We start from the raw sequence: 20,149 nt of genomic DNA, 5'->3' as shown, positions 1-20,149 counted from the left end.
TGACGATTCTCCGTGCGGAAACGGTTCAGCGGGGTATCCCGGCGGCCAGCAGATCCACGAAGCTGACGTCCTCGTGGGCCACGCCGAAGACCTCCGCGCGCAGCATCGTCCGCTCGGCCCAGGCGCGGTGCGGCTTCACCTCGTTCATCTTGTTCGTGTACTGCGAGCGCAGCACTCCCCCGCCACCGCGCTCGGGGCGCAGGATGTCCGCCGCGTCGCTGTACTCCTCGTGGCTGACGACGGACAGCGCGTGCACCGCCGGCACGTGGGAGGGGTGGATGCAGGTCTTGCCCAGCAGGCCGTTGGCCTGGTCGAGGGTGATCTCCCGCAGCAGCCCGTCCATGGCGTGCTCGATCAGTCTCTCGCGCAGTTCCACGGCCTGGCCCTCCAGGAAGGGGCTCTGCCGCAGCATCGGCTTGAACATGCGCTCGGGCACCCGGAAGTACTCCCACACCGGACCGGTCACGGTGAAGCCGGTGCCGTCGGCCCGCCCCAGCATGTTCACCACGTCGGCGATCACGGAGGCGACGATCTGGACGTCGTACGCCGTCATGTCGGGTGCCCGGCGCAGGCCGTAGGAGGAGCAGAAGTCGGTCACGCCGAGGCGCAGGGCCAGCACCCGGTCGCGGTACTTGTCGACGGCCCGGAAGATGCCCTCCAGGGTCTCCACGCGTGACTCGCGGTAGAGCAGCTCGGGCGACTCCAGCACGGGCATGGCGAACAGCCGCCGCCCGCCGGCGGCCTCGGCGGCGGCCAGCGCCTCCAGGAACGGCACCCCGCGCTCCCCGGTGAACTTGGGGAACACGAACCCGGTCAGCAGCCGCACGGCCGGGCCGAGGCGTCCGACCAGGTCGGGGATCTGCTCGGGGGTGCGCACCCGGACGAACAGCAGCGGGGGCTCGGCGTCCGGGCGGGCGGCGAGCTCGGTGAACTGGCGGACCAGGTTCTCCTCTCCGGCCGGCACGTCCTCGTCGCCGATGGAGTCCTCCAGGCACAGCACCATGGACACCACGCCCCGCGCCGCCTGCTTGGTGACGTCCTCGGCGATCCGGGGGCGGGTGGCCGGGCTGTACAGGGTGGCGCCCAGGGCCGCGGAGAGCAGCCGGGCCGGGGAGTCCGCGGCGAACTCGCACGGCTCCTGGTGGAAGAGACGCCGCCGCTCCGCCGGGGCGACGTGCCCGAAATGACGCATGGAACTCCCCCGTGACACACGGAACGACTGTGGACTTTGAGAACAGGTGGCCGGTAATAGTACGTACCCACCCATGGCCGGGGTTCCCATCGGGCATGAATTTCCGGTAACTCCACTGTGTCGGTGGTGTCGGCAGCCCCCACACCCCGCGTTGTCGTGGCCAGGACCGAGAGGGCAGGATGACCGCATGACGCACGCGATGTTGAAGGGGTCGAACGTCCCTCTGGAAGCCACCACCGTACGGGCCGTGCTGCGCTGGACGCCCGGGCAGGGGGTACCGGACGTCGACGCCTCCGCGCTGCTCCTCGGTCCCGGCGGTCGGGTGCGCTCCGACGAGGACTTCGTCTTCTACAACCAGCCCCGGCACCCGTCCAGGACGGTGTGGCGGCTCGGCCAGAAGCGGGTCACCGAGGGCCTCACCGACACCATCCAGACGGATCTGGCGGGCGTCGAGTCCGATATCGGCCGGATTCTGCTGGTCGCCTCGGCGGACGGCGTCACCTTCGACCGCGTACCGGACCTGTGCATCACGCTGTACGACGCGTCGGCGGCGGCCGGGGAACCCCTGGCCCACTTCGACATCCGGCCGGAGACCGGCGAGGAGACGGCCCTCATCTGCGGTGAGCTGTACCGCCGGGGCGAGGGCTGGAAGTTCCGGGCGCTGGGCGAGGGTTATTCGAACGGACTGAAGGGCCTGGCCACGGACTTCGGCATCTCGGTGGACGAGGGCGAGGAGGGCGAGCAGCCCGCCGCGGACCCCGCCCCCGAGACGACCGCCCCCGGCGTGTCCCAGCCGCTGCCCCCGGAGCAGCCCACGCAGACGGTGCCCAGGCCGCCGGCCCAGTCCCAGCAGCCGGCGGCGTACGGCTATCCGTCCTCGCTGGCCACCCACGGCTACGGCTACCCGGAGAACTTCCAGCTCCCGCCGATGGGGCCGCAGTTCATCGGGCGGTGACCGCGGTTCTCCGGGCGGTGACCGCGGGTCACCGGTCGGCGGCCTTGTAGCCCCGGCCCCACTGCAGTCCCCACCCGTAGAGCCGGTCCAGCTCCGCCTGGAAGCCGTAGACGAACCGGACCTCGCGGCGAACCAGGATCTCGCCCTTCACGTTCTCCACCAGCACCACCGCGCAGGACCGGGCCTGAGGGTGCCGCTCGTCGAGGCCGATCTCGATCCGGGGCCCGTTGCTGGGGTAGAGGGTGACGGTGGCGTGCGTACGGTCGAACGCCGGTGTCTGGTCGTAGATGTAGACGAACACCAGCAGCCGCTTGATGTCGTCGCGGTGGTCCAGGTTGACGTACAGGGTCTCGCCGGAGCCCGAGCCGAACCGGTCGTCGCCGGTGATCTTCACGTACGGCGGTGCGTTGACGTCGCCGAGGTAGCCGCCGAGCGGCTGGACGACGCCCTTGGTGCCGTCGGCCAGCTCGTACAGGCACCCCAGGTCGAGGTCGACGTTCACCATGCTCTGGCTGTGGCCCATCACCTCCGGCGGTTTCAGGGCCCGCAGCGGATGCCGGAAGAGGCTCTCGCGCTGGGGCCCGCCGAAGTCGGACGTGCGCATCGACCAGGTCAGGTTGACGCGCAGGTGCCCGGTGGCCGCGTCCTGCTTGGTGAGGGAGACCTGGTGGTGCCGTTTGGTCAGCTCGATCGCGTTGCTGGCCGCGCTCCCCGAGTCGAACTCGGCGGCCCGGCCGCTCCAGAAACCGTCGAACAAGCCCATGCCCGCCCCCATGCTCGCTGACAAACCGGCGGGGCGGCCGGCAGGACCCGTCCTGCCGGCCGCCCCGCTCAGAGCGTTCCTCACACGGGAGGTGGTCACACCCCCGGTTCACACCCCGGACGAGACCTCAGCCTTCTCGTCCGAGCCCGCCGCTTTTCCCTCGGCCTGAGCGAGGGCGCGGTTGCGGCGGACCGAGGACCAGAAGGACCAGGCGATCAGGACGACGCCGACGAGGCCGGTGATGACCTCGTTGATCTGGTACTGGATGGTGACCATGAGGATCACGGCGAGCGCGCCGATCGCGTAGTGGGCGCCGTGCTCCAGGTAGACGTAGTCGTCGAGGGTGCCCTGGCGGACCAGGTACACGGTCAGCGACCGGACGTACATCGCGCCGATGCCGAGGCCGAGGGCCATCAGGACGATGTCGTTGGTGATGGCGAAGGCGCCGATCACGCCGTCGAAGGAGAAGGAGGCGTCCAGGACCTCCAGGTAGAGGAACATGAAGAACGCGGCCTGCCCGGCCAGGACGACGGCCGGTTTCTTCTTGCCGGTGCGCTCGGCCTCTTCCTCCTCCTCGTGCTCGCGCTCCTCCTCTTCCTCCAGCTTGTCCTCGAAGTAGCCGGAGAGGCCGCCGACGACCATGTAGGTGATCAGACCGGCGATGCCGGAGATCAGCACCGTCTGCGCCTTGTCGACGTGTGAGCCGCCGTGCTGGTGGGCGTGGGTGGCGAAGGTGAAGGCGGTGATCAGCAGGACGATCAGGGCGATGCAGACCGACAGCATGTCGACCTTGCCGAGCTTGGCGAGGGGGCGCTCGATCCAGCGCAGCCACTGGATGTCCCGGTCCTCGAAGATGAAGTCCAGGAAGATCATCAGCAGGAACATCCCGCCGAAGGCGGCGATCGCCGGGTGGGCGTCGGTGACGAGCTCCTGGTACCGGTCCTTGTTGTTCACGGCGAGGTCGACGGCCTCGATCGGGCCCATCTTGGCGCTGATCGCGACGATGACGACGGGAAAGACCAGCCGCATGCCGAAGACCGCGATGAGCACGCCGACCGTGAGGAAGATCTTCTGCCAGAAGGCGTTCATCTTCTTCAGGATTCCGGCGTTGACGACCGCGTTGTCGAAGGACAGCGAGATCTCCAGGATGGAGAGGATCGCCACGATACCGAAGGCCTCCCACCCCCCGAAGAAGGCCGCAGCGGCGAGGCCGATCGCGGTCACCGCGAACGACCAGCCGAAGGTTCTCAGAAGCACTGGCTACCCAATCCTGTATGGGGGTCCCCCCACCGGGGCCACGTCCGGAGGAGGGTCACCCCCGTCGCCGTACCCGGCTTTACGAAACGTTGACCCCGAAGTCTAGAGCGATGCCCCGCAGCCCCGACGCGTACCCCTGTCCCACGGCCCGGAACTTCCATTCGCCCTGGTAGCGGTAGAGCTCCCCGAAGATCATGGCGGTTTCGGTGGACGCGTCCTCGCTGAGGTCGTAGCGGGCCAGTTCCTGGCCGTCGGCCTGGTTGACGACACGGATGAAGGCGTTGCTGACCTGGCCGAAGGCCTGGCCCCGCTCGTCGGCCAGGTGGATCGAGACCGGGAAGACGATCTTGTCGCACTGGGGCGGCACCTTGGCGAGGTCGACCAGCAGCGACTCGTCGTCGCCCTCGCCCTCACCGGTGAGGTTGTCGCCGGTGTGCTCCACCGAGCCGTCCGGGCTCTTGAGCTGGTTGTAGAACACGAACCACTCGTCCCCCAGGACGCGGTTGCCGGCGTCGCACAGCAGCGCGCTGGCGTCGAGGTCGAAGGGGGCTCCGGTGGTGGAGCGCGCGTCCCAGCCGAGCCCGACCATCACCTGTGTGAGGTTCGGCGCGGCTTTGGACAGGGAGACGTTTCCTCCCTTGGCGAGCGTGACGCCCATGATGCTGGTCCTCCCCTTGGTGGTGCCATGGTGCTTCTTCGGTTGTCCTGCGCGTCCGGCGCCGCCCGTAAACGGTGCGGCGCCGGACGGTGCGGGCGGCAGAACGCCGCCCGGATCGGACGTTGACGTGTCGGACACGCCGCCCGGGTCGGACGGGGACGCGTCAGACGTTGACGCCGAAGTCCTGGGCGATGCCGCGCAGGCCCGAGGCGTAGCCCTGGCCGATGGCACGGAACTTCCACTCCGCGCCGTGGCGGTAGAGCTCACCGAAGACCATGGCGGTCTCGGTGGAGGCGTCCTCCGAGAGGTCGTAGCGGGCGATCTCGGCGCCGCCGGCCTGGTTGACGACGCGGATGAAGGCGTTGCGCACCTGGCCGAAGGACTGCTGACGGTTCTCGGCGTCGTAGATCGAGACCGGGAAGACGATCTTCTCGACGTCGGCCGGGACGTTCGCGAGGTCGACCTTGACCTGCTCGTCGTCGCCCTCGCCCTCACCGGTGAGGTTGTCACCGGTGTGCTCGACGGAGCCGTCCGGGCTCTTGAGGTTGTTGAAGAAGACGAAGTGCTGGTCGCTGGCGACCTTGCCGGTGTTGTTCAGCAGCAGCGCGCTGGCGTCCAGGTCGAAGTCGGTGCCGGTCGTGGTGCGCACGTCCCACCCCAGACCGACGATGACCGCGGTGAGGCCGGGGGCCTCCTTGGTCAGCGATACGTTGCCGCCCTTGCTGAGGCTGACTCCCACGAGTCCTCCATTGGTGTCCGGGGGCGGGAGCCCCGTCGTGCTTCGGATATCGGATCAACGATCCGATCCTAGTGACGGGTTCCCGCCCCACACAGGGCATGGCCCCGATGAATCACAGGGTGTCGAGCGCCTTGACGTAGTCGTTGAGGTCGCGGGCGTCCGGCAGGGCGTTGACGACGGTCCAGCGGACCACGCCCTCCTTGTCGATGACGAAGGTCCCGCGCACCGCGCAGCCCTTGTCCTCGGCGAAGACGCCGTAGGCCCGGGAGACCTCGCCGTGCGGCCAGAAATCGCTGAGCAGCGGGTAGTCGAGGCCCTCCTGCTCGGCGAAGACCCGCAGGGTGTGGATGGAGTCGTTGGAGACGGCGAGGACCTGGGTGTCGCGGTCGGAGAACTGCGGCAGGTTGTCGCGCACCTCGCACAGCTCGCCGGTGCACACACCGGTGAAGGCGAAGGGGTAGAAGAGCAGGACGACGTTCTTGCTGCCGCGGAAGTCGGACAGCTTCACGGTGGCGCCGTGGTTGTCCTTGAGCTCGAAGTCGGGGGCCTTCTCGCCGACCTGGATGGCCATCGTGGGTGAACCCTTTCGGTGGAGGCTGCTCGGGTGACGGTCGCGTCCACCCTACGCAGTGACCACCGCACGCCCTCGGACGGGCCGGTGGGTACCGGCCCGTCCGGCGCGGGTCACTTCTTGGACTTGGCCGCCTTCGGCGTGGCCAGCCGGCTGCCGCTCCAGTCCTTGCCCACACTGACGCTCTTGGACGCCGTCAGGCCGGCCGTGGTCGCGGCCTCCGAGATGTCGCTCGGCTCCACGTAGCCGGAACGGCCCGTCTTCGGTGTGAGGAGCAGGATCGCGCCGCCTTCTTCGATGTACGTGGTGGCATCCACCAGCGCATCCGTCAGGTCGCCGTCGTCGTCCCGGAACCACAGCACAACGGCGTCGGCCACGTCGTCGTAGTCCTCGTCCATCAGGTCTCCCTCGATGGCCCCCTCAATGGCCTCGCGGAGTTCCTGATCGACGTCGTCGTCGTAGCCGATCTCCTGGACCACCTGCCCGGGCTGGAACCCCAGCCTGGCGGCAGGGTTCGTCCGCTCCTCCGCGTGGTCCGCGGTCGCGCTCACGGGTTGCCTCCTGATCATGTCTTGGATGGGGGTGCCCCCGAACCCGTCCAGGGTTTGGGGGAATCTCAGCCACGCGCGTGCGCGAAGCATTGGCCGTAGTCCACACGGGCGGGGCGGATCGCGCAAGTACCCGGCGGTTCAGACCGCCGAAACGGTGACGATTCCGGCCGTCTCGCCCCAACCGTCAGGGTGATGCGAGTACCAGAGGTGACGCGCACCACACCTATCTGCCCCGTTTGCGTGTTTGGGAACCGCCCGCGGGTAGGAGGTCCTGGTTACCCCAGAGTAGAGATGCCGTTCGGCCTCGCCGGGGTACACGATGGGGGACGGTGCAGGCATACCGGAAAGTGGCCCCCGCGGGTGCCCTCTGACAGGTAAGGAACAGCGTGGCTTCCGGATCCGATCGCAATCCGATCATCATTGGCGGCCTTCCGAGTCAGGTACCTGACTTCGATCCCGAAGAGACCCAGGAGTGGCTCGACTCCCTCGACGCCGCCGTCGACGAACGCGGCCGGGAGCGGGCGCGCTACCTGATGCTGAGACTGATCGAGCGGGCCCGCGAGAAGCGCGTGGCCGTGCCCGAGATGCGCAGCACCGACTACGTCAACACGATCCCCACCAAGAGCGAGCCGTTCTTCCCCGGCAACGAGGAGATCGAGCGCCGGATCCTCAACGCGACCCGCTGGAACGCCGCCGTGATGGTCTCGCGCGCCCAGCGGCCCGGCATCGGCGTGGGCGGCCACATCGCCACCTTCGCCTCCTCGGCGTCCCTCTACGACGTGGGCTTCAACCACTTCTTCCGGGGCAAGGACGAGGGCGACGGCGGGGACCAGGTCTTCTTCCAGGGGCACGCCTCGCCGGGCATCTACGCGCGCGCGTACCTGCTCGACCGGCTGGACGGGAAGCAGCTCGACGGCTTCCGCCAGGAGCACTCCAAGGCGCCGGACGGGCTGTCGTCGTACCCCCACCCGCGCTCGATGCCCAACTTCTGGGAGTTCCCGACGGTGTCGATGGGGCTCGGCCCGATCGGCGCGATCTACCAGGCGCGGATGAACCGCTACATGCACGCGCGCGGGATCGCCGACACCAGCAGGTCGCACGTGTGGGCCTTCCTCGGCGACGGCGAGATGGACGAGCCGGAGTCGCTGGGCCAGCTGTCCATCGCCGCCCGCGAGGGCCTGGACAACCTGACCTTCGTCGTCAACTGCAACCTCCAGCGGCTCGACGGCCCGGTGCGCGGCAACGGAAAGATCATCCAGGAGCTGGAGTCGGTGTTCCGCGGCGCCGGCTGGAACGTGATCAAGCTGATCTGGGACCGCAGCTGGGACCCGCTGCTCGCCCAGGACCGCGACGGCGTGCTGGTCAACCGGATGAACACCACGCCGGACGGCCAGTTCCAGACGTACGCCACCGAGACCGGCGCCTACATCCGCGAGCACTTCTTCGGTGACGACCACCGGCTGCGGGCGATGGTCGAGAACATGTCCGACCACCAGATCCTGATGCTGGGCCGCGGCGGCCACGACCACCGCAAGATCTACGCGGCGTTCAAGGCGGCGGTCGAGCACAAGGGCCAGCCCACGGTGATCCTCGCCAAGACGGTCAAGGGCTGGACGCTGGGCCCGAACTTCGAGGGCCGCAACGCCACCCACCAGATGAAGAAGCTGACGGTCGACGACCTCAAGCGCTTCCGGGACCGGCTGCACCTGCCGATCGCCGACAAGGAGCTGGAGTCCGGCCTGCCGCCGTACTACCACCCGGGCCGGGACTCGGAGGAGATCCAGTACATGCACGACCGGCGCCGGTCGTGCGGCGGGTACGTCCCGACGCGCGTCGTCCGGTCGAAGCCGTTGGCCCTGCCGGACGACAAGACGTACGCGACTGTGAAGAAGGGCTCCGGTCAGCAGTCCATCGCCACCACCATGGCGTTCGTCCGGCTGCTCAAGGACCTCATGCGGGACAAGGAGCTGGGCAAGCGGTTCGTACTGATCGCGCCGGACGAGTACCGCACCTTCGGCATGGACTCGTTCTTCCCGAGTGCGAAGATCTACAACCCGCTGGGCCAGCAGTACGAGGCGGTGGACCGCGAGCTGCTGCTCGCCTACAAGGAGTCCCCGACCGGTCAGATGCTGCACGACGGCATCTCGGAGGCCGGCTGCACGGCCTCGCTGATCGCGGCCGGTTCGGCGTACGCCACCCACGGCGAGCCGCTCATCCCGGTCTACGTCTTCTACTCGATGTTCGGGTTCCAGCGCACCGGCGACCAGTTCTGGCAGATGGCCGACCAGCTGGCACGCGGTTTCGTCCTGGGCGCGACCGCGGGGCGGACGACCCTGACCGGTGAGGGTCTGCAGCACGCGGACGGCCACTCGCAGCTGCTGGCGTCGACGAACCCGGCCTGCGTCGCCTACGACCCGGCGTTCGGCTTCGAGATCGCGTACATCGTGCAGGACGGCCTGCGCCGGATGTACGGCGGCTCCCCCGAGCACCCGCACGGCGAGGACGTCTTCTACTACCTCACCGTCTACAACGAGCCGATCCAGCACCCGGCCGAGCCCGCGAACGTGGACGTCGAGGGCATCCTCAAGGGCGTCTACCGCTTCAGCGAGGGCACCGGCGGCGCGATCCCGGCGCAGATCATGGCCTCCGGTGTGGCACTGCCCTGGGCGATCGAGGCGCAGCGGATCCTCGCCGAGGAGTGGAACGTGCGGGCCGACGTCTGGTCGGCGACCTCGTGGAACGAGCTGCGGCGCGAGGCGGTGGAGGTCGAGCGGCACAACCTGCTGCACCCGGAGGAGGAGCAGCGGGTGCCGTACGTGACGCGGAAGCTGTCGGGTGCGCAGGGTCCGTTCGTGGCCGTGTCCGACTGGATGCGTTCGGTTCCGGACCAGATCGCGCGGTGGGTGCCCGGGCCGTACCAGTCGCTCGGCGCGGACGGTTTCGGCTTCGCGGACACCCGGGGTGCCGCCCGGCGGTTCTTCCACATCGACGCGCAGTCGGTCGTGGTGGCGGTGCTGACCGAGCTGGCCAAGGAGGGCAAGGTCGACCGGTCCGTACTGAAGCAGGCCATCGACCGCTACCAGCTGCTGGACGTGGCGGCCGCCGACCCGGGGGCGGCGGGCGGCGACGCCTAGAGCCCGACGGCGCGCGTGCGGGCGGCGGGGGCGGGCCACCGGTCCTCCCCCGCCGCCCGCACGCGTTCCTTACGATGCGGGGCATGAAGGAACAGTCACCGCAGGTCCGATGGGAACACTTCACCCAACGCCCCCTGTTCGTCCTGTCCGGTCTGTTCGCCGTCGCCTACGCCGTGCCCATCGTGGACACCTCGGCCGGTCACACGCTGACGCGCGTCTGCACGGCGGTCGAGTGGCTGGTGTGGGCGGCCTTCGCGCTCGACTACCTGATGCGCCTGGCGCTGAGCCGCCACCCGTGGACGTTCGTCCGCACCCACTGGCTGGACCTGTGCGCCGTGGCGCTGCCGCTGCTGCAGCCGCTGCGGCTGCTCCGGCTGGTCTCGACCCTGCTGCTGGTGGGACGGCGGGCGCGGATGGCGTCGCAGATACAGCTGACGACGTATGTCGCGGGGGCGGTCGTGGGTCTGATGATGTTCGGCTCGCTGGCCGTGCTGTCGGTGGAGCGGGACGCACCCCACGGGAACATCCACACGCTGGGTGACGCGCTGTGGTGGTCGTTCACGACGATGACGACGGTGGGGTACGGCGACCACTCGCCGACGACCGGGCTGGGACGGCTGCTGGCGGTCGGTCTGATGCTGTCCGGGATCGCGCTGCTCGGTGTGGTGACCGCGAACATCGCGGCCTGGTTCATCGCCCGCTTCGACAAGGACGACGTGGAGGAGCGGCTGCACCGGGAGGCGATCGAGGCGCTCACCGAGGAGGTGCGGGCGCTGCGCGCGGAGGTGGCGGCGCTGTCCGGCAGCCGTGTCGAGGCGGTCGAGTCGTGAGGGCGGTGGCGTCCCCGGGCCCGCGGCGCGCTGTCCCCCTCCGGCAGCGCGCCGCAGGCCGTGGCATGACCCACTGTGACCCGGGGCGTGTGCCGGAGGCGAGGGGCCTTTAGCCTTGTCACCCTGATAGGGGAATTCGCCGCGCGACGCCCGGGCCGAACCCGTTTCCGCGCGAACCGAAACGTGATCCCTGTCACTCGGTTCTCCCGAGACCCTCCCGTTCTCCTAGTGTGTCGTCCCAGTGATTTCCTTCGAGACCCCCCACCCCCGTGCCACACGAACGCTGCTGGCGCTGGCCGTGGTGTTCGTGATGCTCGCGACCACCGGCTGGACCGCGCTGCGTCACCACCGCGACCCCACCGCGCTGCAGGCGTCCCGCTCCGCCTGGGCGGACGGCCGGATCGACGGGCGTGACCTGCCCGACCCGGACGCGGCACCCGCCCTGATCGCCCGCTTCTTCGCCACGCTCACCAAGCAGCAGCGCGCCTCGCTCGCCGCCCGCTACCCGCTCGCCGTCGGCAACATGAACGGCGCCCCCGTCGAGCTGCGCTACCGCGCCAACCGCACCGCGCTCGTCCGGGCGGTACGGGCGGAGCGGGTCCGGACGCACGACGGCCGGCTCACACCCGCCGGGCAGCACGAGGCGGTCCGCCGGATGCACCGCTTCGAGGCGCTCGGCGACGCCGGGCGGCAGATCCTCGCCTTCGACCCGGAGGGCGCCGGCCGGGTCGCCGAGGTCTTCGGCAACCTCTCCGCGGCCCAGCGGATCTCCGTGGTCGTCCCCGGCGTCGACACCGACCTGCTCACCTTCCAGCGCACCGACCGCCGGTACTCCGCCCCCGTCGGCATGGCCCAGGCGCTGTACGCGGCCGAGCGCGAGGCGAGCCCCACGACCCGCACGGCCGTGATCGCGTGGGCCGACTACACCGCACCCGCCGGGCTGGGCATCGAATCGGCCACCGCGATGCGCGCCGAGAGCGGGGCCGTGCGGCTGAACGCACTGCTGCACGCCCTGCCCGGCAGCGCGCCCGTCTCGGTGTTCTGCCACAGCTACGGCTCGGTGGTGTGCGGTGTGGCCGCGCGCTCGATGCCGGGCCGGGTGGCCGACATAGCCGTCGCGGGCAGTCCCGGGATGCGGGCGGGCAAGGCCGCCGACCTCGGCACCTCCGCCCGGGTGTGGGCGATGCGGGACGCGGACGACTGGATCCAGGACGTGCCGTACATGGAGTTCGGCGGGCTCGGACACGGCGAGGACCCGGTGTCGGAGGTGTTCGGCGCGCGGGTGCTGTCGGCGCACGAGGCCAGGGGCCACGCGGGGTACTTCGTGCCGGGCACGGACAGTCTGCGCAACCTCGCCGACATCGGCACTGGCGCATACCGTTCGGTGCGGTGCGCGAGCGGAGCCGGCGCCTGCCGGGAGGGTTTGTCCGCCACCACTGCGGTCGGACGCGCGTAGAGACCGCAGGAACCGCGGCGTGCGCGAGGAGGGGACGAACGTGCCGGTCCCGCATACGATGAGCCGCATGGGTGACGTACTGGCCGGATTTCACGCAGCCTGGGAGTTCGAGTCCGACTCCGTCCTCATCCGTTACGAACGGGGCTTGCGCACGCCCAGGTTGTTCTCCGCGCTGGGGGAGCGGCGGATTCCGCTGAGCGCGCTGGAGTCGGTGGCGCTGGAGCCGGGCAAGCGGGGGACGGTCGTACTGCGGGCCCAGCCGCGGCCCGGGGCGGATCCGCTGATGGAGGCGGCGGCGGGTCAGCTGAAGGAGGCCGGCGATCCCTACCGGCTGGTGCTGCCCGCGGAGCGCGAGTTGCTCGCGGAGTACTACGCGGACGAGCTGAAGGGGCTGCTCACCGAGTCCGGTCCGGTGGACCGGTTCCTGGTGGCGGCGCCCGAGGTGCCGGTGTCGTTCAAGGCGTACGACGGGAAGGCGTCGTTCGACGGGCGGACCATACGGTTCCGGTGGTTCTGGACGGGAGCCTCGTCCGCCAAGTGGAAGGCGGGCGACCAGAGCTTCCCGGTGGCCGAGGTCGCGGACGTGGAATGGCGGTCGCCGGAGCTGCTGGAGGGGTATCTGCGGCTGCGGCTGCGCGGCGCGGACGTCGCGCAGCGGCCGGGTCCCGCCGATCAGGACCCGGCCGCCGTGGTGTTCGGGCTGGGGTACGGGGTGGTGCACGAGTCGCTGCCGTTCGCGGCGGCGGTGCTCGCCGCCGTCCGGGGACGGTGAACACCCCGGCGGGTCAGGTCACTCGCGGCCGGCCGAGGTGAACGCCATGTCCGCGTACCGGTCGCCGGCCACCTTCGAGGCGATCGGCTCCAGGAGGGCCAGCTCCTCGTCGGTCAGCCGCAGGGTCGCGGCCCGCGCGTTCTCCTCCACCCTGCTCGGCTTGCGGGTGCCCGGGATCGGGACGACGGGCAGGTCGTGGACGCCCGCCTGCTGCTGGACCCAGGCCAGGGCGATCTGGGCCGGCGTCGCGTCATGGGCCTCGGCGACGGCCTTCACCGGCTCCAGGAGCGCCGCGTTGGCCGCCGCGTTCTCGCCGGTGAAGCGGGGCTGCTGACGCCGGAAGTCGTCGGCGGTCAGCTCGGTCTCGGCGTTGGTGAAGGCGCCGGTGAGGAAGCCCCGGCCGAGCGGGGAGTAGGGCACGAGGGTCACGCCGAGTTCGCGGACCGCCGGCACCACCTTCGCCTCGATGTCACGGCTGAACAGGGACCACTCCGACTGGACGGCGGCGACGGGGTGCACGGCGTGCGCCGCGCGCAGCTCGTCGGCCGTGACCTCGCTCAGGCCCAGCTGCTTGACCTTGCCCTCGCGCACCAGCTCGGCCATGACGCCGACGGTCTCCTCGATCGGGACGTTCACGTCGCGCCGGTGCATGTAGTACAGGTCGATGACGTCGACGTCGAGGCGTCGCAGGCTGGCTTCGACGGCCTGGCGGATGTAGGGGGCGTCGTTGCGTATGACGCGCTTGGACGGGTCGTCCCGCGGGATGGAGAGCGCGAACTTGGTCGCGATGACGACCTCGTCGCGGTGGGCCCTGACGAAGGGGGCGAGGAAGCGCTCGTTCTCCCCGGCGCCGTAGGCGTCGGCGGTGTCGTACAGGGTGATCCCGAGTTCGAGGGCGCGCTCCAGGGTGGCCCGGGACGCGTCGGCGTCGGCGGGGCCGTAGGCGAAGCTCATGCCCATGCAGCCCAGGCCCTGGACCCCGACCTCGGGGCCGCCGGCGCCGAGGCGTGTGGTGGGGATCCTGGTGTCGGTCATCGGGCGGTCCTTTCCGTTTCGTACGCGCGCGTGGCGTCCGAATAGAACATGATCTTGCGGTCGAGGACGGCGAGCGTGTCCTGCAGTTCGGCGATCCGCGACCGGACGTCCCGCCGGGTCTGCTCCAGCAGGGCGCAGCGCTCGGCGTAGGTGCCGTCGCCCTCGCGGACGAGTTCGGCGTAGCGGACCATGTCGGCGACCGGCATACCGGTCAGCCGCAGCTTGCCGACCAGGTCCAGCCAGTCCAGGTCGCGGTTGCTGTAGCGGCGCTGGCCGGTGTGCGAGCGGTCGACGTGGGCCATGAGGCCGATGCGCTCGTACCAGCGCAGGGTGTGCGCCGTCAGGCCGGTGAAGGCGACGACCTCGCTGATGGTGTAGCTGTCCTGCCCGTCGGGGCGGGGGTGGCGGGGCGGTGGGCCGGAACAGATGTCGACGCGGCTGGGGCTGCTCTGCTCGGCTGTCACGGGGGTGCTCTGCATCACCGTCATGCCCTCCACGCTATTTCCTTGGAGTGCGCTCCAAGCAAGTGGATTGCCGTCGCCGTGCCCCCGTTAAGCTCGACCGCATGTCGCTCAAGAGCCTCGCGTTGATCGAGAACTGGCCGGTTCCCTCCGCTGCCGCGGGTGTCGTGCGGGCCGACGGGACCGTCCTCGGCACCCACGGGCCCGTCGGGCAGCGGTTCGCGCTGGCCTCGGTGACCAAACCGCTCGTCGCGTACGCCGTGCTGGTGGCGTACGAGGAGGGGGCGGTCGAGCTGGACGAGGCGGCCGGGCCGGCGGGGGCGACCGTGCGGCATCTGCTCGCGCACACCTCGGGGCTGGCGTTCGACGAGCACAGGGCGACCTCGGCGCCCGGAGAGCGGCGGCTGTACTCCAACGCCGGCTTCGAGCAGCTCGGGGACCATGTCGCGAAGGCGACCGACATCCCCTTCGCGGAGTACCTGCGGCAGGCGGTGCTGGAGCCGCTGGGGATGTCGTCGACGTCGCTGGAGGGATCGCCGGCCAAGGACGCGGTGTCGACGGTGGACGATCTGCTGCGGTTCGCGGCGGAGGTGCAGGCGCCCCGGCTGCTGGACCCGCGGACCGTGGCCGAGGCGATGACCGTTCAGTTCCCTGGCACCAAGGGCGTGTTGCCGGGCTACGGACACCAGAACCCCAACGACTGGGGGCTGGGGTTCGAGATCCGGGACTCCAAGTCGCCGCACTGGACGGGAAGTTCGTCCTCGCCGCGCACGTTCGGGCACTTCGGGCAGTCCGGCACGTTCCTGTGGGTCGACCCCGACGCCTCGCTGGCCTGTGTCGCCCTGACGGACCGGGCGTTCGGGCCGTGGGCGACCGAGGCGTGGCCGCCGTTCACGGACGCGGTGCTCACGGAGAGCGGGGCTGCCGCCACCGGCCGCTGACCGCCTCGGCTAACCTCCCTCTGCACAGCGGCACCCAGGGACTTCGGGGGAGCAATGGCAGGGGTAGAACCGGGCGGACAGTTCCGCCCGTTGGAGGCCGGCGACCCGGCCTCCGTGGCGGCGTACCGGCTCGCCGCGCGGCTCGGTTCCGGCGGCATGGGCACGGTGTACCTGTCGTACACGCCGGGCGGTCACCCGATCGCCCTCAAGACGATCCGGCCCGAGCTGAGCGAGGACCCGCAGTTCCGGCGCCGCTTCCGGCAGGAGGTCGAGGCCGCGCAGCGGGTGCAGGGGCTGTACACCGCCCCCGTCATCGACTACGACACCGAGGGCGACCTGCCCTGGCTCGCCACCGCCTATGTGGCCGGACCCTCGCTGGCGTCGGCCGTCGGCGAGCACGGCCCGCTGCCGGTCCCGTCCGTCCTGCTGCTGCTCGCCGGGATGGCGGAGGCGCTGTCGGTGATCCACGGCGCGGGCATCGTGCACCGCGACCTGAAGCCGTCCAACGTGCTGCTGGCCGGCGACGGCCCCCGCGTCATCGACTTCGGCATCGCCCGCGCCGCCGACGCGACCGCGCTGACCGGTACCGGCGTCTCCATCGGCACCCCGGCCTTCATGTCGCCGGAGCAGGCCGCCGGCGCGGAGATCAAGCCCGCCTCGGACCTCTTCGCCCTCGGCCAGGTCGCCGCCTTCGCGGCACGGGGGCAGGGGGCGTACGGCGACGGCCCCTCGCACGCCGTGCTGTACCGGATCGTCCACGAGGAGCCCGATCTCAGCGGGCTGCCCGGGCAGCTCGGCTTCATCGCGCGCTGCCTGGCGAAGAACCCCGCCGACCGGCCCTCCCCCGCCGAGATCATCTCCCTGTGCCAGGAGGCGTCGCCAACCCCGTTGCGCCAGTCCGGTTCCTGGCTGCCGGCGGCGATCACCGAGCAGATCACCCAGCGGGTGTCGGCGTCCGCCGCCCTCGCGGCGGCCCCCACGGTCGCCCCGCAGGCGTCCGCGCCCACCGCCCCCGTCACCCGGCCCGACACGCCCCCGGCGCCGGCGACGCCGCCCACGCCGACCGCGCCCCCGGTCCACGTGGTCCCGACGGCGCCCGCCGCGCACGTACCGCCCGGGCCCGCGTACCCGCCCCCGGCGGCTCAGCCGCAGTTCCGGCCCGCGTTCGGTCCGCCGACCGCGCCGCAGCCGCCGTTCGGTCCGCAGCCGGGGTGGCGGCCGCAGCCGCTGCCGCCGCCGAAGAAGAGGAGCAGGTGGATCGGCTACACCATCGCGGTGGTGGCGGGGCTGGTGTGGATCGGCGGCTGCGCGTCGTTCATCGGCACTCTCGACGACACCGCCGACTCCGCGAGTTCCTCGACGGACGGCAGCGGCGACAGCACCACGAACACCGGAACGGGAGCGGATCCCAAGCCCGTGCCGGATCCGAAGCCGGTAACGTTCAAGGCGATCAACATCCCCATGGACTACTACGTCCGCTTCGCGGACTCACCGCCGAAACCGCTCGAGGACGGGACTCCCTACAACAACGATGATGCCGACCTCTACTACGACTCGCTCTACGGCAAGGAGCTCGGCAGCCAGGGCGAGAAAGTGGTCCTGCTGAACAACGCTCAACCAGGCTCTCTGAAGACCTGCCGCGAGGAGACCCGGTACGCCGAGCGGATCTCGCTGTCACAGCTGTCCCAAGGCAGTCAGTTCTGCGTGCATACCGGCTCGGGACACATCGCCCTGGTCACCTACCAGGGCACGGCTCCCGCGAGCGACCCGAGCAACTACGTGACGGTGGACCTCACGATCTGGCGCAACGCCGAGGAACCCACCGACAGCTGACCGCGCTCAGCCCCGCATCTCCCACACCAGCACCTCGGCCGGGCCGCCGACGGCGGCGAGCTCCAACTCCTTCTCGTCGGCGGCCCGCGCCGCGTCCCCCGGCCCCAGCCGGTGCGGGCCGAGCCCGACGGTGCCGCGTACGACGTGGACGTAGACGCGGGGCGCGTCCGGCAGCGCGGTGCGCTCGCCGGTGCCCAGCCGCCGCACGTGCAGCAGCGCGCCGGCGGCGGGCAGGGCGTACGGCGTGGCGTCGGCGATGCCGGGCACCAGCTCGTACGACGGCTCGCCGCCGGGGCTGAGCGGGGCCAGCCACATCTGCACGAACGTCAGCGGCTCCGGTCCGGCGTTGCGCTCGGTGTGGCGTACTCCCGACGCGGCGCTCAGCCGCTGGACGTCGCCGGGGCGGACCCGGGTCTCGTGGCCGGTGGAGTCACGGTGCGTCAGCTCCCCCTCGACGACCCAGGTGACGATCTCGGTATGGCTGTGCGGGTGCTCCTCGAAGCCGGCGCCGGGGGCGAGCCGCTCCTCGTTGCAGGCGATCAGCGCGCCGAAGCGGAGGTTGTCCGGGTCGTAGTGGGGCCCGAAGGAGAAGGCGTGACGGGTGTCGATCCCGGCCGCCGGGTCCCCGCCCCTGTAGCGCTCGTCGGCGCGCCGTACGTCCATCACGTGCCCCACGGTAGCCGGGGCCCGGGTGTCGTGGAGCTCTCACCTGCGACCCGGCTCCACACAGGGTCGGCCCGATAAGGCAGTCTTGTCCCGTGCCCGAACCCGAAGCCAGCAAGACCGAACCCCCGATGCCCGGTGTGCATGCGCACGCCGCGACCCTGAAACGGCTGGAGAAGTCCTCCGGAGCGCTCGCCGCCCAGGCCATCGCGCGCATGGACGAGACCCTCCCGTGGTACCGGGCGATGCCCCCGGAGAACCGTTCCTGGATCGGTCTGGTGGCGCAGGCCGGCATCGCGGCGTTCACCGAGTGGTTCCGGCACCCCGACGCCCCGCAGGCCATCTCCACCGATGTGTTCGGCACCGCCCCGCGCGAGCTGACCCGGGCCATCACCCTGCGCCAGACCGTGGAGATGGTGCGCACCACCATCGAGGTCATGGAGAGCGCGATCGACGAGGTCGCGGCCCCGGGCGACGAGAGCGTGCTGCGCGAGGCGCTGCTGGTGTACGCCCGGGAGATCGCCTTCGCCACCGCGCAGGTGTACGCCCAGGCCGCCGAGGCACGCGGTGCCTGGGACGCGCGGCTGGAGTCGCTGGTGGTCAACGCGGTGCTCAGCGGGGAGGCGGACGAGGGGGCCGTGTCCCGGGCCGCGGCGCTCGGCTGGAACGCGCCGGAGCACGTGTGCGTGGTGCTGGGCAACGCCCCCGACGGTGACTCCGAACTGACCGTGGAGGCCATCCGGCGGGCCGCCCGGCACGCCAAGCTCCAGGTGCTCACGGGCGTGCTGGGTGCGCGGCTGGTGGTCATCGCGGGCGGCAGCGACAACCCGCTGGCCGTGGCGAAGTCCCTGATCGGGCCGTTCGCCGTGGGGCCGGTGGTGGCCGGGCCGGTGGTCCCCGACCTGCTGACCGCGACCCGGTCCGCGCAGGCCGCCGCGGCCGGTCTGAAGGCCTGTTCCGCCTGGCAGGACGCGCCCCGTCCGGTCCTGGCGGACGATCTGCTGCCGGAGCGCGCGATCGCCGGTGATCCCAGCGCGCGCGAGCAGTTGGTGGAGGAGATCTACAGACCGCTGGAGGAGGCGGGGTCGGCGCTGCTGGAGACCCTCTCCGTCTACCTCGAACAGGCGTCCAGTCTGGAGGGTGCGGCGCGGATGCTGTTCGTGCATCCCAACACCGTGCGCTACCGGCTCCGACGTGTGACTGACGTCACCGGCTGGTCGCCGTCCGATGTACGCTCGGCGTTCACGCTGCGGATCGCACTGATCCTGGGGCGTCTTGCCGACGGGGATCCCCAGGCGTAGGTATTTGTCGGGGCTCCACAAAACCCCCTGCTGTTCTTCGTCCCTGTCCCCACGGGCGGCCGTGGCCGTCCCCAAGAGAGAGTGTGAGAGTGCTCGTACTCGTCGCTCCCGGCCAGGGCGCCCAGACGCCCGGCTTCCTGACTCCCTGGCTCGAACTGCCCGGTGCCGCCGACCGCGTCGCCGCCTGGTCGGACGCCATCGGCCTCGACCTCGCCCACTACGGCACCAAGGCCGACGCGGACGAGATCCGGGACACGGCCGTCGCCCAGCCGCTGCTGGTCGCCGCCGGGCTCCTGTCCGCCTCGGCACTCGGCACCGCGACCTCAGCCGCTGACGCGGCGGGCGCGCCGGGCGCCGTGGCGGGACACAGCGTCGGTGAGATCACCGCGGCCGCCTTCGCGGGCGTCCTCGACGACACCGCCGCCCTGACGCTCGTGCGCAAGCGAGGTCTGGCGATGGCCGAGGCCGCCGCGATCACCGAGACCGGCATGTCGGCGCTGCTCGGCGGCGACCCCGAGACGTCGATCGCCCACCTGGAGAAGCTGGGCCTGACCCCGGCGAACATCAACGGGGCCGGGCAGATCGTCGCCGCGGGCACCCTGGAGCAGCTGGCCGCGCTGGAGGAGGACAAGCCCGAGGGCGTCCGCAAGGTCGTCGCGCTCAAGGTCGCCGGCGCCTTCCACACGCACCACATGGGCCCGGCCGTCGAGGCGCTGGCCGAGGCCGCCGGGGCCCTGACGCCCGCCGACCCGAACTTCACCTACGTCTCCAACAAGGACGGGCGGACCGTCGCCACCGGCGCCGAGGTGCTGGAGCGGCTGGTCGGCCAGGTCGCCAACCCGGTCCGCTGGGACCTGTGCATGGAGACCTTCAAGGAGCTCGGCGCGACCGCGATCGTCGAGGTCTGCCCCGGTGGCACCCTGGTCGGCCTGGCCAAGCGCGCCCTGCCCGGGGTGAAGACCCTGGCGCTGAAGACCCCCGACGATCTGGACGCCGCTCGCGAGCTCATCGCCGAGCACGCCTGACAAGGAGCCCCG

At 70.9% G+C, this 20,149-nt stretch carries 18 protein-coding genes and 1 pseudogene; 9 read left to right on the top strand and 10 right to left on the bottom strand.

The window, feature by feature from the left end; translation table 11 throughout:
* Window positions 1-25: 25 nt before the first annotated feature.
* Complete coding sequence (locus ACSLTV_RS04400; RefSeq protein WP_432139718.1) at window positions 26-1,192, bottom strand: HpcH/HpaI aldolase/citrate lyase family protein; 1,167 nt, start codon at window positions 1,190-1,192, stop codon at window positions 26-28.
* A 187-nt stretch (window positions 1,193-1,379) separates the two neighbouring features.
* Here ACSLTV_RS04400 and ACSLTV_RS04395 point away from each other — a divergent pair, with 187 nt between their 5' ends.
* Window positions 1,380-2,147, top strand: a complete 768-nt coding sequence (locus ACSLTV_RS04395; protein ID WP_432139717.1) for a TerD family protein — start codon at window positions 1,380-1,382, stop codon at window positions 2,145-2,147.
* A 28-nt stretch (window positions 2,148-2,175) separates the two neighbouring features.
* On the opposite strand, the gene ACSLTV_RS04390 is transcribed toward ACSLTV_RS04395, so the two are convergent.
* The 6 genes from ACSLTV_RS04390 to ACSLTV_RS04365 all read right to left on the bottom strand — a co-directional run bounded on the left by ACSLTV_RS04390 (window position 2,176) and on the right by ACSLTV_RS04365 (window position 6,686).
* Window positions 2,176-2,910 carry a TerD family protein gene (locus ACSLTV_RS04390; protein WP_432139716.1) on the bottom strand — a complete coding sequence of 245 codons (735 nt, stop codon included), beginning with the start codon at window positions 2,908-2,910 and terminating at the stop codon, window positions 2,176-2,178.
* A 108-nt stretch (window positions 2,911-3,018) separates the two neighbouring features.
* Window positions 3,019-4,167, bottom strand: coding sequence for a DUF475 domain-containing protein (locus ACSLTV_RS04385; RefSeq protein ID WP_432139715.1), 1,149 nt, complete (start codon window positions 4,165-4,167; stop codon window positions 3,019-3,021).
* A 79-nt stretch (window positions 4,168-4,246) separates the two neighbouring features.
* A complete protein-coding gene (locus tag ACSLTV_RS04380; protein ID WP_432139714.1) occupies window positions 4,247-4,825 on the bottom strand; it encodes a TerD family protein in 579 nt (192 codons plus the stop codon).
* 163 nt (window positions 4,826-4,988) lie between these two features.
* Window positions 4,989-5,564 carry a TerD family protein gene (locus ACSLTV_RS04375; protein ID WP_432139713.1) on the bottom strand — a complete coding sequence of 192 codons (576 nt, stop codon included), beginning with the start codon at window positions 5,562-5,564 and terminating at the stop codon, window positions 4,989-4,991.
* 112 nt (window positions 5,565-5,676) lie between these two features.
* On the bottom strand, window positions 5,677-6,135 hold the full coding sequence (locus ACSLTV_RS04370) for a peroxiredoxin (protein ID WP_432139712.1): 459 nt from the start codon (window positions 6,133-6,135) through the stop codon (window positions 5,677-5,679).
* 113 nt (window positions 6,136-6,248) lie between these two features.
* Window positions 6,249-6,686 carry a DUF3052 domain-containing protein gene (locus ACSLTV_RS04365; RefSeq protein WP_432139711.1) on the bottom strand — a complete coding sequence of 146 codons (438 nt, stop codon included), beginning with the start codon at window positions 6,684-6,686 and terminating at the stop codon, window positions 6,249-6,251.
* A gap of 386 nt (window positions 6,687-7,072) precedes the next feature.
* Here ACSLTV_RS04365 and aceE point away from each other — a divergent pair, with 386 nt between their 5' ends.
* From aceE to ACSLTV_RS04345, 4 genes and pseudogenes are all read left to right on the top strand, one after another.
* Entirely contained in the window at window positions 7,073-9,820 is a 2,748-nt protein-coding gene (aceE, locus tag ACSLTV_RS04360; RefSeq protein WP_432139710.1) for a pyruvate dehydrogenase (acetyl-transferring), homodimeric type, read from the top strand.
* 83 nt (window positions 9,821-9,903) lie between these two features.
* Complete coding sequence (locus tag ACSLTV_RS04355; RefSeq protein WP_432157983.1) at window positions 9,904-10,650, top strand: potassium channel family protein; 747 nt, start codon at window positions 9,904-9,906, stop codon at window positions 10,648-10,650.
* A 241-nt stretch (window positions 10,651-10,891) separates the two neighbouring features.
* Complete coding sequence (locus tag ACSLTV_RS04350; protein ID WP_432139248.1) at window positions 10,892-12,106, top strand: alpha/beta hydrolase; 1,215 nt, start codon at window positions 10,892-10,894, stop codon at window positions 12,104-12,106.
* Between the two features lie 58 nt (window positions 12,107-12,164).
* A pseudogene (locus ACSLTV_RS04345) lies at window positions 12,165-12,869 on the top strand (DUF4429 domain-containing protein); the annotation flags it as partial.
* Between the two features lie 27 nt (window positions 12,870-12,896).
* Here the strand turns inward: ACSLTV_RS04345 and ACSLTV_RS04340 are convergent.
* Window positions 12,897-13,913 carry an aldo/keto reductase gene (locus tag ACSLTV_RS04340; RefSeq protein WP_435611654.1) on the bottom strand — a complete coding sequence of 339 codons (1,017 nt, stop codon included), beginning with the start codon at window positions 13,911-13,913 and terminating at the stop codon, window positions 12,897-12,899.
* The gene (locus ACSLTV_RS04335; protein WP_432139250.1) at window positions 13,910-14,401 is read right to left on the bottom strand and encodes a MerR family transcriptional regulator; all 492 of its coding nucleotides are present in this window, start codon (window positions 14,399-14,401) and stop codon (window positions 13,910-13,912) included. The genes ACSLTV_RS04340 and ACSLTV_RS04335 overlap by 4 nt, the downstream gene beginning before the upstream one ends.
* Before the next feature lie 77 nt (window positions 14,402-14,478).
* Here ACSLTV_RS04335 and ACSLTV_RS04330 point away from each other — a divergent pair, with 77 nt between their 5' ends.
* Together ACSLTV_RS04330 and ACSLTV_RS04325 are read left to right on the top strand one after the other, a co-directional pair.
* The gene (locus ACSLTV_RS04330) at window positions 14,479-15,315 is read left to right on the top strand and encodes a serine hydrolase domain-containing protein (protein WP_432139251.1); all 837 of its coding nucleotides are present in this window, start codon (window positions 14,479-14,481) and stop codon (window positions 15,313-15,315) included.
* Window positions 15,316-15,369: 54 nt separating this feature from the next.
* Window positions 15,370-17,148, top strand: coding sequence for a serine/threonine-protein kinase (locus tag ACSLTV_RS04325; RefSeq protein WP_432139252.1), 1,779 nt, complete (start codon window positions 15,370-15,372; stop codon window positions 17,146-17,148).
* Window positions 17,149-17,154: 6 nt separating this feature from the next.
* On the opposite strand, the gene ACSLTV_RS04320 is transcribed toward ACSLTV_RS04325, so the two are convergent.
* Window positions 17,155-17,811 carry a pirin family protein gene (locus tag ACSLTV_RS04320; protein ID WP_432139298.1) on the bottom strand — a complete coding sequence of 219 codons (657 nt, stop codon included), beginning with the start codon at window positions 17,809-17,811 and terminating at the stop codon, window positions 17,155-17,157.
* 95 nt (window positions 17,812-17,906) lie between these two features.
* On the opposite strand from ACSLTV_RS04320, the gene ACSLTV_RS04315 reads away from it, so the two are divergent.
* Together ACSLTV_RS04315 and ACSLTV_RS04310 are read left to right on the top strand one after the other, a co-directional pair.
* A complete protein-coding gene (locus ACSLTV_RS04315) occupies window positions 17,907-19,112 on the top strand; it encodes a PucR family transcriptional regulator (protein ID WP_432139253.1) in 1,206 nt (401 codons plus the stop codon).
* 89 nt (window positions 19,113-19,201) lie between these two features.
* Window positions 19,202-20,137 (top strand): ACP S-malonyltransferase, encoded by a 936-nt coding sequence (locus ACSLTV_RS04310; protein WP_432139254.1) that lies wholly within the window; start codon window positions 19,202-19,204, stop codon window positions 20,135-20,137.
* The last annotated feature ends 12 nt before the right edge of the window (window positions 20,138-20,149 follow it).

The sequence above is a fragment of the Streptomyces sp. bgisy159 genome, assembly GCF_965341775.1.
Lineage (GTDB): Bacteria > Actinomycetota > Actinomycetes > Streptomycetales > Streptomycetaceae > Streptomyces.
This window is presented reverse-complemented; position numbering and strand designations above follow the sequence as displayed.

Bases quoted from the DNA above. Each gene is read 5' to 3' on its own strand.
- ACSLTV_RS04400 (WP_432139718.1), bottom strand. From the start codon at position 1,192: ATGCGTCATTTCGGGCACGTCGCCCCGGCGGAGCGGCGGCGTCTCTTC.
- ACSLTV_RS04380 (WP_432139714.1), bottom strand. From the start codon at position 4,825: ATGGGCGTCACGCTCGCCAAGGGAGGAAACGTCTCCCTGTCCAAAGCC.
- ACSLTV_RS04340 (WP_435611654.1), bottom strand. From the start codon at position 13,913: ATGACCGACACCAGGATCCCCACCACACGCCTCGGCGCCGGCGGCCCC.
- ACSLTV_RS04320 (WP_432139298.1), bottom strand. From the start codon at position 17,811: ATGGACGTACGGCGCGCCGACGAGCGCTACAGGGGCGGGGACCCGGCG.
- ACSLTV_RS04335 (WP_432139250.1), bottom strand. From the start codon at position 14,401: ATGACGGTGATGCAGAGCACCCCCGTGACAGCCGAGCAGAGCAGCCCC.
- ACSLTV_RS04325 (WP_432139252.1), top strand. From the start codon at position 15,370: ATGGCAGGGGTAGAACCGGGCGGACAGTTCCGCCCGTTGGAGGCCGGC.
- ACSLTV_RS04370 (WP_432139712.1), bottom strand. From the start codon at position 6,135: ATGGCCATCCAGGTCGGCGAGAAGGCCCCCGACTTCGAGCTCAAGGAC.
- ACSLTV_RS04390 (WP_432139716.1), bottom strand. From the start codon at position 2,910: ATGGGCTTGTTCGACGGTTTCTGGAGCGGCCGGGCCGCCGAGTTCGAC.
- ACSLTV_RS04395 (WP_432139717.1), top strand. From the start codon at position 1,380: ATGACGCACGCGATGTTGAAGGGGTCGAACGTCCCTCTGGAAGCCACC.
- ACSLTV_RS04330 (WP_432139251.1), top strand. From the start codon at position 14,479: ATGTCGCTCAAGAGCCTCGCGTTGATCGAGAACTGGCCGGTTCCCTCC.
- ACSLTV_RS04355 (WP_432157983.1), top strand. From the start codon at position 9,904: ATGAAGGAACAGTCACCGCAGGTCCGATGGGAACACTTCACCCAACGC.